The organism is Kluyvera sp. Awk 3 (assembly GCF_028069715.1).
GTDB lineage: Bacteria > Pseudomonadota > Gammaproteobacteria > Enterobacterales > Enterobacteriaceae > Kluyvera > Kluyvera georgiana_A.
The window spans coordinates 14,147-28,258 of sequence record NZ_JANEWH010000019.1; the positions used below are offsets into that span (position 1 = coordinate 14,147).

Consider the following 14,112-nt stretch of genomic DNA (forward strand, 5'->3'; position numbering starts at 1 on the left):
CACTCTTTTTTCTCTTAGGCGGATCGCTGACAATTTCATGAAATACCTGCTTGCCGATGCCATCGTGTATGACAACGAGGATGGTTCACTGACCTTACAAAGCGCTGACGCCGAGAGTCAGACGCTGACCTGTACGGCGCAAACCATCCTGAACCTGCTGATTGCCCATCACGGGATGGTGGTCGAACGCGAGGTTTTTCTCCAGCAGGTGTGGGACGATCGCGGCCTGCGTGGGTCGAGCAACTCCTTGAATCAGTACATCAGCATCCTGCGCAAAATGCTGGCAGGGATGGTGCCGGACAACCTGTTTATCGTCACCGTTCCCAAAGTCGGGTTTATGCTCAGCGCGGATATCAGCGTCGTGCCGCTCAATGCGCCCGTCTCTGCGCCCGCGCCGGTAAGCAGCAAACGCGCGGTCCCCAAAAGACGAAACTGGCTTTATAGTATCGTGACCGCCACCGTGACGCTCCTGTGCGCCACCGCGCTCATCTGGAATGCCCAGCGCCAGCAAATTGAGCCATATCTGCTGGCTCACATCGACAGTTGTCCGGTCTATACGCTGGCCCCGCTCTCTGACGTATTCCAAAAGCAAGCCCAGACGCTGCTCGGACAGATCAAAAATGAAGGCGCTTTCTCCTGTCTGCCAAGCTCAATTTTTTACATACATATTCAGGATCCCGTTCTCTATGGCGAAGAAGGCCGCCTGGTCCTGTCGCAGTGTTCCCAGTTTCGCAGCAAGGCCAGCACCTGCCAGACGCTGTACTTTTACGAGTGGTAGAGAGTGAAACAGAAGAAAAAACTTTTTTGCATCATCGCACTCAATGCGCTGCTGATCCTCGGTACATTGCTGTGGATACACCAAAGCACGCGCCTTTCCATGACCTGCCAGGGCAGCCTGACCTACAAAGATAGCCGCCTGGATAACCATTTCACCTTTGAAGGGATGGTCGTGATGCACTTTACGCCGAACGGTACGGGCTATTTCAATATCAACGGCGATGTAATGAATAACGGCCAGAACATGAAGGTCTCACGTCAGGAGAGCTTTAACTGGCAGTACGTGCATGAATCGTTCTATCAGCTGTACATCACCCAGGTAGAAAAATTTGGCCACGATAACGTGCCTGCAGGGGTGTTTGAACAGTACGCACTGGGCATTACCGCAGGTCAGAAAAGGTTGCTGAGCATCCGCACAACGCCGGATAAAGCCGTGGTTATCAGCAATTTTTACTCGCCGATTCTGCTCTGCGCCGGATAACGGTCACACGGGTATCAGGCATCAGGTTATACTCAGCGCATGATCTACACCTTTCGTCCGACATCCCCGGCGGATATTTCCGCCCTACCGGCGATTGAACGCGCCGCCGCGCAGCGCTTCGCGCTATTGCCTGAATTCAGCTGGCTCGCCGCCGGCCCGGTGATCTGCGCCGAACGTCATCAGCACTTCGTCAGCCAGGCCATGAGTTGGTTAGCGCTGGCAGACGATCGTCCCGTGGGTTTTCTGCTGGCGGAAGCGCACGACGCTTCGCTCTTTATCGTCGAGTTTTCGCTCCACCTTGACTGGCAGGGGCGCGGTCTTGGCCGTCGCCTGATGGCTTATGCGATCGAACAGGCGCGAGAAAAAGGCTTCAGTGCTCTCACGCTCACAACGTTTCGCGAGGTGCCGTGGAATGCGCCGTGGTATGCGCGGATGGGGTTTGAAATCGTGCCTGAGGCATTACTTAGCGACGCGCTGCGGCAAAAACTGCGTGAAGAAGCGGCGCACGGCCTGGCAGCGGAGTCTCGCTGCGCCATGCGCCTGGCACTACGTTAACGCGCCCGTTACAGGGCGCATCCGGGTCAGAAGGTTTCCCAGTTTTCCCCACCGTCGGTTGCTGCCGCTTTACGCAGCAGGGTCGGCGCAGGCATCGGCGCAGCGCTCACCGTTTCGCGCCCGCTGTTGGTCTGATTTTGCTGGATGCGGAATACCGCAACGGCCTGCGTCAAGCGGCTGGCCTGCTCTTCCAGCGCAGCGGCGGCGGCGGCGGACTCTTCCACCAGCGAGGCGTTCTGCTGGGTCACGCGATCCATCTCGGCCACCGCCAGACCCACCTGATCGATACCACGGCTCTGCTCATCCGATGCAGAGGCGATTTCCCCCATGATGTCGGTCACTCGGGTCACCGCATTCACGATCTCATCCATGGTTTCCCCGGCGCTTTCCACCAGCGTGGAGCCGAGATCGACACGATTAACCGAATCTTCAATCAGACTCTTAATCTCACGCGCCGCCTGGGCACTGCGCTGCGCCAGATTACGCACTTCACCGGCCACCACCGCAAAACCTCGGCCCTGTTCGCCCGCACGGGCGGCTTCGACCGCAGCGTTCAGCGCCAGGATATTGGTCTGGAAGGCAATTCCGTCAATAACGCTAATAATATCGGCAATTTTCTGCGAACTGGCGGTAATATCGCGCATCGTCTGCACAACATTATCGACCACTTTACCGCCCTTCTGCGCGGTTTCCGACGCACTCAGCGCCAGATGGCTGGCCTGGCGCGCGTTTTCGGCGTTTTGCTTCACGGTTGCGGTCAGCTCTTCCATGCTGGCGGCGGTCTCTTCCAGCGAAGCCGCCTGCTGCTCGGTACGCGAGGAAAGATCGTTATTACCCATCGCGATTTCACTCGCGCCGCTGTAAATGGCATCGGCGCCCTGACGCACTTCCCCGACGGTGCGCGCCAGCTCTCCCTGCATATGACGCAGCGAATGCGCCAGTTGGCCCATTTCGTTATCGCTTTCCACATCAATGCGTTTTACTAGATCGCCACCGGCAATATGACGAATGCTGTCAATGAGACGATTGAGCGGCGCAATCAGCGTCTTACGTACGCCCAGCCAGACGGTGACGATCACCGCCAGCACGGCAATCATCACGCCGAACAGGATCCACATCGCCTGGGTATAAGAGGCATTGCTGTCCTTTACCGCCAGCTCGTAGAGGCTGTCGTTCTGTTGCAGATAGTTGACGTACGCTTTCTCAAAACCATCCTGATAACCCTGGGTCGGCTGGTCGAAGAAGTCGTTAATCTTGCCGGCCCCCAGCAGCTGAATCAGCTCCGCCAGCGCGCCGTGATAGATATCGTAGTTACGCTTAATTTCCAGCGCCGCGGCTTCACTTTGCCGCGGGTCGCGCGGCATCGCTTCATACTCGGCCCAGCGTTTTTCCGCTTCAGCCAGCGATTTCGTGGCAATCTGCATCAGCTCGGCAACGGTGGCGCCGCTACCGATGTTGTTCTGATCCATCATGTAGCGGATCCCGGCGCGGTTAAGCGTGTTGCGGGTTTGCAGCAGGGCAACCCAGCTGCCGTTCAGCCCGGACTGCTGCTGACGCACGGTTTGTAAGATAGTGAAGTTTTCTTTGTCATGCTTCAGTGAGTTAAAGAACAGGCCCCCTGAGACCATTTGCAACAAGCCAAACAACACCAAAACCAGCACAAGGCTGGTGACGATTTTAATACGCTTTAACATGTTTCTCTTTCCTCCAGACGAATAACGAATTTTCGGCGGCGAAAGGAAAAACTTTATAGAAAATGTGACTATTAATACGCGGGGAAGGTGGAATATTCGGACGTTATGGATTGACGCGAGACCATGGCATTGTCGTCGCGTCCAGAGTGGATGTAGGCCTGATAAGCGTAGCGCCACCAGGCAGAGCTGCACAAATTGCCGGATGGCGGCTCCGCCTTATCCGGCCTACTCAAAGATGCTATTTACGCAGCGCGCAGATTTCCTCATACAGGCTACGCGAAAGATTCAACCCCTGCTGTTCACTCTGCTGGCGCGCCTGGTAGCGACGCTCACCCGGCAGTCGCGCCCCCTGCGCCTGCATGCCGCTAAACAGCGTCTCGGCGCGCGCCAGATGGGATGCGGCGTCATCGCCGAGGAAGCGTGCTGGGTCAAGCGCCAGAATCAGCTCACCGCCGTAAGGCAGGCCACCCGCGCCGTTATCCCACGCCAGCGATTCGGCGCTGGTCATATCGCCAATCAGCGGCCCGGCGAACAGCTCCACCATGGCGGCCAATGCCGATCCTTTATGTCCGCCGAACGTCAGCATCGCGCCGTCGAGTACCGCCTGCGGATCGGTGGTCGGCTGACCGTCGCTATCAATTCCCCAGCCCTCCGGAATCGCTTTACCGGCCCGCTGATGGAGCTGAATTTCACCGCGCGCCGCCGCGCTGGTCGCCATATCGAAGATAAACGGCGGCTTGTCACCGCGCGGCCAACCAAACGCAATCGGGTTGGTGCCAAACAGCGGCTGGGTTCCGCCGGCTGGCGCCACCCATGCGTGGCTCGGTGTGCAGGCGTAGCCCACCAACCCAACCTCGGTCAACGGCTCAACATCGGCAAACAGCGCGGAGAAATGCACGCAACGGTTGATCGCCAACGCCGCAATGCCGCAGTGGCGCGCCTTTTCAATCAGTAGCGGCAGCGCCTGTTCATACGCGCACAGCGAGTACGCGCCATGCGCATCAGCTTTGACGATCGCCGGAGCCTGATCGACGATCGTCGGTTCGGCGTCCGGCGAAACTTTGCCTTTGCGCAGGGTTTCCACAATGCCGAGCAGACGCCACAGGCCGTGCGATGCGCAGCCGTCGCGTTCACCCGCCGTTACGTTACGCGCGATGGCGTCGGCATGAGGTTGTGAAAAACCGTTGGCACGCAGGACCTCGAAGGCCAGCGTGTAAGCGTCGTTGAGTGCGATGTTGACCGTTGTCATGTAGTTCTCCGTATTATTGTTGTACTGGCATAAAGCGTAGACGGAGGCGCAGGTTTTACTTGGTTAACGCAGTGATTTAAATCACATTAATTCCCGGAGGCGCCGTCGATGTTCTCTGCAAACTCTATCACGCCTTTAATCAACCGTGGATTATTGATGACGTCGCGCTCAAAGGTGCTACCCAGTTCACTAAAGCGCAACCGGTGGGTCAGTAGCATTCCGGCACTCAGCTCGCCGCTGCGCATCAGTTCGCCGACGCGGGCAAAATCCTCGGCGGTGGCGTTGCGGCTGCCCATCAGGGTGGTCTCTTTTTTATGAAACTCCGGATCGGAAAACTGCAGATCGCCCTTAAACAAACCAACAAACACGATGCTGCCAGCGTGACGGATCAGATCCACCGCACGGTTCATTGACTGCGGATTGCCGGTCGCATCCACGATCTTTTGCGCCAGATTGCCGCCAAACAGGCTGCGCAGCCGGGCGTCGAAATCCGCCGCCAGCGGATCCAGCGCTGGAAGATCCAGCTGATCCGTCACATGCGCACGTCGTTCATCGCTGACATCCGCCACCACGACCCGCGCGCCTTCCGCTTTGGCAATGGCCGCCGCGCCCAGACCGATTGGTCCCGCGCCAACTACCAGCACCTCATCCCCCGCCCGTACCGCCGCGCGCCGCACCGCATGGGCGCTGATGGCGAACGGTTCAATGAGCGCAACGGCTTCCGGCGCAATCCCTTCCGCCAGCAGTACGTTCTGCTGCGGTACGCAAAGATATTCGCTAAAGCCGCCGTCGCGATGCACGCCGATCACCGCGATATTCTCGCAGCAGTTGCCGCGCCCCTCGCGACAGGCGCTACAGGTATTGCAACCCACATAGGGGATCACCGCCACCTGCTGCCCAATCTGCCATTGTTGCGCCTCGCTGCCGACCTCAACAATATCACCGCAAATTTCATGCCCTAATACCCGTGGGTAGCTGAAAAAAGGCTGTTTACCGCCCCATGCATGGATATCGGTGCCACATATCCCTACCGTTTTTATTTTTATTAACACCTCATCTTTTTGTGGCTTTGGAATATTTCTTGATTGCCATGCCCATTCACCCGGTTGCTGACAAACTAACGCTTTCATAATATTCATTTGAACTTCTCCTTTTTTGTTCTCCTTGTTATTGTGGATTTCGTAATAATTCAGCAGTCACGCCACAAATTCTTGTGAATGCCAACGCAGAAATAGGTTTTAAATTCGTTTTTAATGATTATCAGGAGGATGTCAGCATGAGCCGTTCGCAGAATTTACGCCGTAGCGTGGTGAACCAGATTATTGAAGGTATCGCCCGCGGCCATATCCCCTCTCCGCTGCCGGTACAATCGGCGCTGGCCGAGATGTACAACATTAGCCGCACCACCGTCAGGCACATTCTCACTCATCTGCAGCAGCGCGGCGTGCTGGAAAAAATTGGCAATGATTACATCGTGCTACGTAAACCCGATGCGCTGGACGGCTTCGAGTGCACCCAGGCGCCGCTCGAAGAGCAGACGCAGATTTTTGAACAGGCGTTCTTTTCGATGATTAACCAGCGGCAGCTGAAGGCCGGGGAAGTGATGAGCGAAATAGCGCTGGCAAAAATGGCCGGGGTCAGCCCGGTGGCCGCCAGGGAATATTTGCTCAAATTTGGTCGCTATAATCTGATTGTCAGCGAAAAACGCGGCTTCTGGCGCATGAAAGAATTTGACCGAGCCTACGCCGAGCAGCTTTTTGAATTACGCGAAATGCTGGAATTACACGCCCTTCAGCGCTTCCTTAATTTGCCCGATGGCGATCCTCACTGGCTGCAGGCGAAAACATTACTGGAACATCATCGCCAATTAAGAGATCGCATTGGCGATAACGTAAAAACATTCTCCCAGCTCGATCGGGATTTTCATGCATTATTACTTTCGGCTGCTGATAATATATTTTTCAATCAATCACTGGAGATTATCTCGGTTATTTTCCACTTCCACTATCAGTGGGATGAAAGCGATCTTAAGCAGCGTAATATTATCGCCATTGATGAACATATGATGATCCTGATCGCGCTGATCTGCCGTAACGAGATCGACGCCACCCTGGCGCTGCGCAACCATTTAATGACGGCGAAACAGTCGATGATCCGTTCGATCGATCAAACCGCTCGCCGTTGATTTCGCTAGCGCAGCGGCTTCACCTGCCGCTGCGGCGCATCCTGATCGCCCATGAAGTGACCAATCGCCAACAGCATCTCCAGCGCCTCATGGCGGCGCAGATAGCGGCGCGGACGGAAGCGCCCTTCTTCATCGCAGCGCATAAAGCCAAAAGCCACCGCGCGCTGGGCGTTAGTCAGGTAGATATCGCGCAGGATACGTCCATCTGTGAAGGTTGATTGCAGCATCGTTGACGCGTTACGGTACGATACGCCGCAGCTCATCATCGCCACCGTGGCCGCTTCTTCACGGCGGATCGGCCTGTCGGGCAGGAACTTGCCCTGCACCAGCGCCATCATGCCGCGCTGAATCAGCGCGGCAATGCCCGGATACCAGACGGAGTCCGGGGCAATATCCTGGATGACGACGCCATTCGACGGCTGATACTGCAATCCCCACAGGCGAATGATCATCTGCGCCAGTTCAAAGCGGGTAATACACTCCGCGCCGCTTTCCTCTTCGATCACTCCGCGCGCGCGCAAAATACCGGCATTAACCGAATTACCGCTCGCCAGATCGATGCTGCCTTCCGGCTGAATCAGCCACGGTTTACTCAGCAAGCTCATCTCACCGTGGTTGACCCGGCAGCGCACGAAGCGCCCGGCCATGGTCGGCGTCAGCGCCAGAATATCGCCCTCGCCCAGCGGCGTCATTGGCCCTTCCGCCGTTTTTCCCAGCCACCACGAATAATGCAGGACCGCTTCATCATCACCCGGCAACTGCGCAATCGCCCGCAGATAATCGCCCACCTGCGGCAGTCCGCGAATGAAAAGCTGCACCGGTCGAGGGTACGCCAGCCCGTTAATGGTGACGTTTTCCATCTTCACGCCGCTGCCCCAGTGGGCGGCATGCAGCGGATGGTCGACGTCGGTGATGCGAATATCCTTCAGCACCAGACCTTCAATCGGCGACTGCGCCAGACCTTCAATAAACAGACCGTATTCACCGCCGCTCGCTTCCAGGTCTTCAATCACGATATTGCGAAAACGCGGTAGATGGCTACCGTAGACGCCCTCGGCATAGTTCATGGTGGCGTGAACCACCGCGTCACGCACCCGCTTGACCCGTGAGTGGCGTAGCCAGATGTTTTCGATTACGCCGCCGCGCAAGGCGTTAGCTTTGAGACGTAGCGGGTAAGTTAGCGCCGGACTGTCAAATTCATTCCCCACGGCAAACACGTTGCGGATGCCGCCGCTCATCTCGCTGCCCAGCGCAATACCGCCGTGACCGTCGGCAAAACGGTTATTACGGATGATGATGTTTTCACAGGGAATGTTGGCTTCACGCCCGTCGCGATCGCGCCCGGATTTAATGGCGATGCAGTCATCGCCGGAGTCGAACAGGTTGTCTTCAATCAGCACATCGCAGCAGCTTTCGGGATCGACGCCGTCGTTATTGTGTCCATGGGAGCGTAGCGTCATGCGTCGGATGGTGACGTTGCGACACATGACCGGATTCACCTGCCACATCGGCGAATTGCGTAGCGTGACGCCTTCCAGCAGCACGTTCTGGCAGCGCAGCGTCTGGATAAACATGGGCCGCAGGTAGTGCCCGTCGCCAAAGCGCCGCTCCGCCACCGGCACGCCGTTGAGGTTCATTTCACGCAGCCGCAGGCTGGCGGGGCGCTGCAGGTTGCGGGCGGAGGTCGACCAGGCGTGCTCAATCTGATGCGTCCAGTGCCACCAGACGCTGTCGCTGGCCTGACCGTCCAGCACGCCTCGCCCGGTGAGCGCAATATTTTGCGCATCGCAGGCGTAAATCAGCGCCCGGTAGTTCCACAGCGGCGAGCACTCCCAGTGGCCGAAGGCCAGCGGGTAGTGCGCTTCGGTGGTCTCGGTCGTGAACAACAGCACGCTCTGCGGGCTGTCCAGATGCAGATTTATATGACTGAGCAGCGCCAGAGAGCCGGTAAGATAGCGCCCGGCGGGCACAATCACCCTGCCGCCGCCCTGGCGGTGGAGATAAGCGATAGCCCGCTGAATCGCCTGCGTGTCCAGCGTGACGCCGTCGCCGACGGCGCCAAAATCGCGCACGTTCACCTCGGCTGAAGGAATGCGCGGATCGTGGATCCGCGCCAGAATGTTTTGCTCTTCCTCGACGCTCAGCACCGCGCAAGGGTTTGTCGTCATGACCTTGTCCTTAAGTTATCCGTTTAAATGGGCAAGCGCTTCCCCTAGCGCCAGCATGGCCAGCGACTGCCCGTAGGCGCGCTGACGAACGCGAATATCCAGATAGTGCTGGAGATCGCGCCCCACCGATGTGCCCGCCGACACGTCAGCCACTTCCCCTTGATCGTTAATCCGTGCAATCAGCGCCTGGATGCCCGCCCAACCCGCGTCGCGGCAGCGGTTATCCAAAAGACCCAGCCGCGCGCCTTTCAGCAACGCATAGGTCAGCCCCGCGGTCCCCGACGCCTCCTGATAGCTTTCAGGGTGATCGATTAACGTCGACCACATCCCGTTGTTATGCTGGTAGTGCACCGCCGCCTGCATCTGGCGGAGAAACGCCTCGCGGATAAACCGCGTGTTGGCGGTATCCGCGTTCGCCATCTCCAGAAAATCGACGCTGCCGACCGCCGCCCAGCCGTTACCGCGCCCCCACAGCGCCGCGCCGTAGTTATTGCGCTCGATAAAGCTCCAGCCGTGCATCCACAGCCCGCTGCGACGGTCGACGAGGTATTTGATGTGCAGTAAGAACTGATACGCCACATCGTCCATGTAGTGCGGTTTATTGAGCAGCTGCGACGCTCTGGCGTGGAACAGGCCGCTCATAAACAGCGTGTCGACCCACAGCTGCTCTTCGTTGAGATGGTCGCTGGTACAGTGGGTATAGCCGTTTTCCTGCGTGCGCAGCAGGCGCGTGTCGATCCAGTCGGCGTACTCGGCGATATCCGCCAGCCAGCCCATTTCGCCGAGTTCCGACGCCATACAGGTGGCGGTCAGCATCGGCGCCATCCGGTTGATATTTTTCTCCGGCAGCCCTTCGGCCATGCGCCGTGAGAACCAGCCCTTCAGATAGTCAAGGTAGCGCGGCTCGCGGGTAATCTGATAGAGACGCCAGATACCGTAAATCCCCACCCCCTGCGACCAGTCCCAGTTTTCAATCGACAGGTCAGAAGCGATAACTTTCTGTTTTTTCAGCTCGGCGTCATCGGTGCGCACCACAATCACTTCATTAAACAGGGTATCCAGCTTGCTTAAAATGGACTCTTTTAATAATTGCGACATAACCACCTCAATTACATGATCTTTTTCAGCACACGCTGCGCGCGCTGAGGGAATTCATCGGCCAGTTGTTCGAGGGTGAGCTGCCCGTAGTCATAGCGTTGAACGGCATCAAGGAAGTAGGACAGCAGTTGCGGGTTTTCAAACCACGGTGACGGTTCGATTTTGCCCATCAGTTGATCCACCTGTGCCAGCCCCTGCACCTGAATCTGGCTGTCATCCAACACGCCTTCCTGCTGCAAGACCTTGACCGCCTCGGCGCTCAGCGGTACGCCGCGCTGGAGGCCCATCGCTTTAATGCCCTGTGGGTCATTAAGCAGGAAGTTAATCAGCTTCGCCGCCAGCTCCGGGTGTTTGCTGTTTTTACCGATGGAGAACATCATCGCCGGTTTAAAGAAGATGCCGGCATCGGTCGCGCCGGGCAGCATTGGATAAGGCCCCACTTCCAGATGCGCAGGCGCGCGCAGGCTACCGGCAAAGGTGCCGTCGGTGCTCCAGGTGTGCACGCCGCCAATTTTGCCGTCCAGCCACGGTTTAATTTCCCAGGCGTTGGCTTTACCAAAGGACGAAAGGTACTTCATCGACGGAATAACATGATTGTCCACCAGCTTCTTATACATGCCGAAATAGTCCAGCCACTGCTCACGGGTGTAGGTGAAGTCTTTCTTCTGCGGGTCAATCATCGGGATATTGTATTTCTGTACCATATAGGAGTTCAGAAACGTCATGATGGTGGTGTCGTGATTGGCGAGGATAAACGGGTAGTAGTCGTCTCCCAGCTTGGTTTTAAACACCGGCCCCGCGGCAATCATCTGCTCCCAGGTTTGCGGATAGGCAACGCCCGCTTTTTTCCACAGTTCGGGGTTGTAGTACATCGAGCGACCGGTCATGGCCACCGGCACGCCGTTCAGCTTGCCGTTCATCGTCACCAGCTGTTTGCCCTGACTGGAGAACTGGCTAAGGTCGATAATCGACGACTGGCGGTTAATATCGTAAAACCCGTCGCCGTTTTTTGAGAACATCACCAGCCAGTTCCAGTTAATCTGCATCACGTCCGGTTCGGTGTTCCCTGCCAGTTGGGTACTCAAACGCGATAAGTAACCATCCCAGCCGCTCGGTTCGGTATTGATTTTGACGTCAGGGTTCTGTGCTTCGAAGGCTTTAATCGCCTCGGTGGTCGCCTGATGGCGCTGGTTGCCGCCCCACCACGACATGCGTAATTCCGTGGCGGAGTGCCCTACCGCTGGCCACAAGATTCCCGCGCCCAGAACCCAACAAAGTGCTTTTAGCCGCTTATTATTCATTGTGTTAATCCTTTTTAGGGGTACAGGCCAGCGGGCTGAATGGCTCACCGGCCGGGTTGAGCCAATAGTCGGGAAAAAGCGGCGGCGTGGAGACGGTCATCCCCCTGAGTTGTGATCAATTAGTGACAATAGTGTTTTTTATTGGTTTTTAATCATACGTAGTTGCGCGTAGGGAAACGGCGACGGGAAAAAAACTTGCGATCTCAATCACATATTTCCGCGTAGGACAAAGGTTGCCCAACCGCTTACCGCGAAAAGTGACCGCTTAGCCTCCGCTTTTAACCGCTCACCCATTTACCCAACTTTACGCGCGCGTAGGTCTGGCAAACTCATCAGCAGAATCAAGACCTCCTCAACCCCCAAACCCAAAAAACAACGGCAGCTTCGGCTGATTATTAATCTTAAAAACCAGGTTTTACTATGGATACGAAAAAGCTATTCAAGCACATACCCTGGGTGATTCTCGGAATCATCGGTGCGTTTTGCCTCTCGGTCGTCGCTCTGCGCCGCGGTGAGCACGTCAGTGCCCTGTGGATCGTCGTGGCGTCGGTTTCCGTTTATCTGGTGGCCTATCGCTACTACAGCCTGTACATCGCCCAGAAGGTGATGAAGCTCGACCCGACGCGCGCGACGCCGGCGGTCATTAACAACGATGGCCTGAACTACGTGCCGACCAACCGCTACGTGCTGTTCGGCCACCACTTCGCCGCGATTGCCGGCGCAGGTCCGCTGGTGGGGCCGGTACTGGCCGCGCAGATGGGCTACCTGCCGGGTACGCTGTGGCTGCTGGCGGGCGTGGTGCTCGCGGGCGCGGTGCAGGACTTTATGGTGCTGTTTATCTCCACGCGCCGTAACGGTTCCTCGCTGGGTGAAATGGTCAAAGAAGAGATGGGCCGCGTGCCGGGTTCGATTGCCCTGTTCGGCTGCTTCCTGATTATGATCATCATCCTCGCCGTGCTGGCGCTGATCGTGGTGAAAGCGCTGGCGGAAAGCCCGTGGGGCGTGTTCACCGTCTGCTCGACCGTGCCGATTGCGCTGTTTATGGGTATCTACATGCGCTTTATCCGCCCGGGCCGCGTCGGTGAAGTGTCGGTAATTGGTATCGTGCTGCTGGTGGCTTCCATCTACTTCGGCGGCGTGATTGCCCACGACCCGTACTGGGGCCCGGCGCTGACCTTTAAAGACACCACCATCACCTTCGCGCTGATTGGCTACGCCTTTATCTCCGCTCTGCTGCCGGTATGGCTGATTCTGGCACCGCGCGACTACCTCGCCACTTTCCTGAAAATCGGCGTTATCGTCGGCCTGGCGCTGGGCATCGTGATCCTCAACCCGGACCTGAAAATGCCGGCGGTAACTCAGTACATCGACGGTACCGGCCCGCTGTGGAAAGGCGCGCTGTTCCCGTTCCTGTTTATCACCATCGCCTGTGGCGCCGTTTCAGGCTTCCACGCGCTGATCTCCTCCGGTACCACGCCGAAGCTGCTGGCGAATGAAACCGACGCGCGCTTTATCGGTTACGGCGCGATGTTGATGGAGTCCTTCGTGGCGATTATGGCGCTGGTTGCGGCCTCCATTATCGAGCCTGGCCTGTACTTTGCGATGAACACCCCGCCAGCGGGCCTTGGCATCACGATGCCGAACCTGCACGAGATGGGCGGTGAGAACGCGGCGCTGATTGCTGCGCAGTTGAAAGATGTGACCGCGCATGCGGCGGCAACCGTCAGCTCCTGGGGCTTCGTGATTTCGCCAGAGCAGATCCTGCAAACCGCGAAAGACATCGGCGAACCGTCGGTTCTGAACCGTGCGGGCGGCGCACCTACGCTTGCCGTCGGTATTGCTCACGTGTTCCACAAAGTCCTGCCGATGGCTGACATGGGCTTCTGGTACCACTTCGGTATTCTGTTCGAAGCGCTGTTTATCCTCACCGCGCTGGACGCCGGTACCCGTGCGGGCCGCTTTATGCTGCAGGATTTGCTCGGTAACTTCGTGCCGTTCCTGAAGAAAACCGACTCTCTGGTGGCTGGCGTGGTCGCTACCGCGGGCTGTGTCGGTCTGTGGGGCTACCTGCTGTATCAAGGCGTGGTTGACCCGCTGGGCGGCGTGAAGAGCCTGTGGCCGCTGTTCGGCATCTCTAACCAGATGCTGGCCGCCGTGGCGCTGGTCCTGGGCACTGTTATCCTGATTAAGATGAAGCGCACCAAATACATCTGGGTGACTACCATCCCGGCAGTATGGCTGCTGATCTGCACCACCTGGGCGCTGGGCCTGAAGCTGTTCAGCTCCAACCCGCAGATGGAAGGCTTCTTCTACATGGCTAATCAGTACAAAGAGAAGATTGCCGCCGGTGGCGAGCTGACCGCACAGCAGATTGCCAACATGAACCATATCGTTATCAACAACTACACCAACGCGGGCCTGAGCATTCTGTTCCTGGTGGTGGTGTACAGCATCATCTTCTACGGTTTCAAAACCTGGATGCAGGTGCGCAATAGCGATAAACGTACCGACAAAGAGACACCGTACGTGCCGGTACCGGAAGGCGGCGTGAAGACTTCTTCGCACCACTAATCCACCGAACCCTCCCTCTCCCGCCGGGAGAGG

Annotated in this window: 11 protein-coding genes; 5 read left to right on the top strand and 6 right to left on the bottom strand. The window is 57.4% G+C overall.

Features of this window, described 5'->3' with window-relative positions; translation table 11 throughout:
* Window positions 1-37: 37 nt before the first annotated feature.
* The 3 genes from NNN71_RS06380 to NNN71_RS06390 are packed head-to-tail and all read left to right on the top strand — an operon-like array spanning window position 38 to window position 1,813.
* Window positions 38-778, top strand: coding sequence for a winged helix-turn-helix domain-containing protein (locus NNN71_RS06380; RefSeq protein ID WP_249022375.1), 741 nt, complete (start codon window positions 38-40; stop codon window positions 776-778).
* 3 nt (window positions 779-781) lie between these two features.
* Window positions 782-1,258, top strand: coding sequence for a hypothetical protein (locus tag NNN71_RS06385; protein WP_223803387.1), 477 nt, complete (start codon window positions 782-784; stop codon window positions 1,256-1,258).
* Window positions 1,259-1,297: 39 nt separating this feature from the next.
* Window positions 1,298-1,813 carry a GNAT family N-acetyltransferase gene (locus NNN71_RS06390; RefSeq protein ID WP_271458118.1) on the top strand — a complete coding sequence of 172 codons (516 nt, stop codon included), beginning with the start codon at window positions 1,298-1,300 and terminating at the stop codon, window positions 1,811-1,813.
* Between the two features lie 26 nt (window positions 1,814-1,839).
* Here the strand turns inward: NNN71_RS06390 and tsr are convergent, their stop codons facing one another.
* From tsr to NNN71_RS06405, 3 genes are all read right to left on the bottom strand, one after another.
* The gene (gene tsr / locus NNN71_RS06395; protein ID WP_223803389.1) at window positions 1,840-3,507 is read right to left on the bottom strand and encodes a methyl-accepting chemotaxis protein; all 1,668 of its coding nucleotides are present in this window, start codon (window positions 3,505-3,507) and stop codon (window positions 1,840-1,842) included.
* A gap of 238 nt (window positions 3,508-3,745) precedes the next feature.
* Window positions 3,746-4,756: an Ldh family oxidoreductase gene (locus tag NNN71_RS06400; protein ID WP_163448839.1), complete on the bottom strand. Its 1,011-nt coding sequence runs from the start codon at window positions 4,754-4,756 to the stop codon at window positions 3,746-3,748.
* An 86-nt stretch (window positions 4,757-4,842) separates the two neighbouring features.
* Window positions 4,843-5,886 (bottom strand): zinc-binding alcohol dehydrogenase family protein, encoded by a 1,044-nt coding sequence (locus NNN71_RS06405; RefSeq protein ID WP_271458133.1) that lies wholly within the window; start codon window positions 5,884-5,886, stop codon window positions 4,843-4,845.
* 146 nt (window positions 5,887-6,032) lie between these two features.
* Here NNN71_RS06405 and NNN71_RS06410 point away from each other — a divergent pair, with 146 nt between their 5' ends.
* On the top strand, window positions 6,033-6,941 hold the full coding sequence (locus tag NNN71_RS06410; protein WP_163448841.1) for a GntR family transcriptional regulator: 909 nt from the start codon (window positions 6,033-6,035) through the stop codon (window positions 6,939-6,941).
* Window positions 6,942-6,946: 5 nt separating this feature from the next.
* On the opposite strand, the gene NNN71_RS06415 is transcribed toward NNN71_RS06410, so the two are convergent.
* From NNN71_RS06415 to NNN71_RS06425, 3 genes are read right to left on the bottom strand one after another with little or no spacing between them, the layout of a single operon-like run.
* The gene (locus NNN71_RS06415) at window positions 6,947-9,109 is read right to left on the bottom strand and encodes a glycosyl hydrolase family 28 protein (protein ID WP_271458119.1); all 2,163 of its coding nucleotides are present in this window, start codon (window positions 9,107-9,109) and stop codon (window positions 6,947-6,949) included.
* Window positions 9,110-9,124: 15 nt separating this feature from the next.
* Window positions 9,125-10,207 carry a glycoside hydrolase family 88/105 protein gene (locus NNN71_RS06420; protein WP_271458120.1) on the bottom strand — a complete coding sequence of 361 codons (1,083 nt, stop codon included), beginning with the start codon at window positions 10,205-10,207 and terminating at the stop codon, window positions 9,125-9,127.
* An 11-nt stretch (window positions 10,208-10,218) separates the two neighbouring features.
* Entirely contained in the window at window positions 10,219-11,418 is a 1,200-nt protein-coding gene (locus NNN71_RS06425; RefSeq protein ID WP_271458121.1) for an ABC transporter substrate-binding protein, read from the bottom strand.
* A gap of 510 nt (window positions 11,419-11,928) precedes the next feature.
* Here NNN71_RS06425 and btsT point away from each other — a divergent pair.
* The gene (gene btsT, locus NNN71_RS06430) at window positions 11,929-14,079 is read left to right on the top strand and encodes a pyruvate/proton symporter BtsT (RefSeq protein ID WP_065357081.1); all 2,151 of its coding nucleotides are present in this window, start codon (window positions 11,929-11,931) and stop codon (window positions 14,077-14,079) included.
* Window positions 14,080-14,112 lie beyond the last annotated feature (33 nt).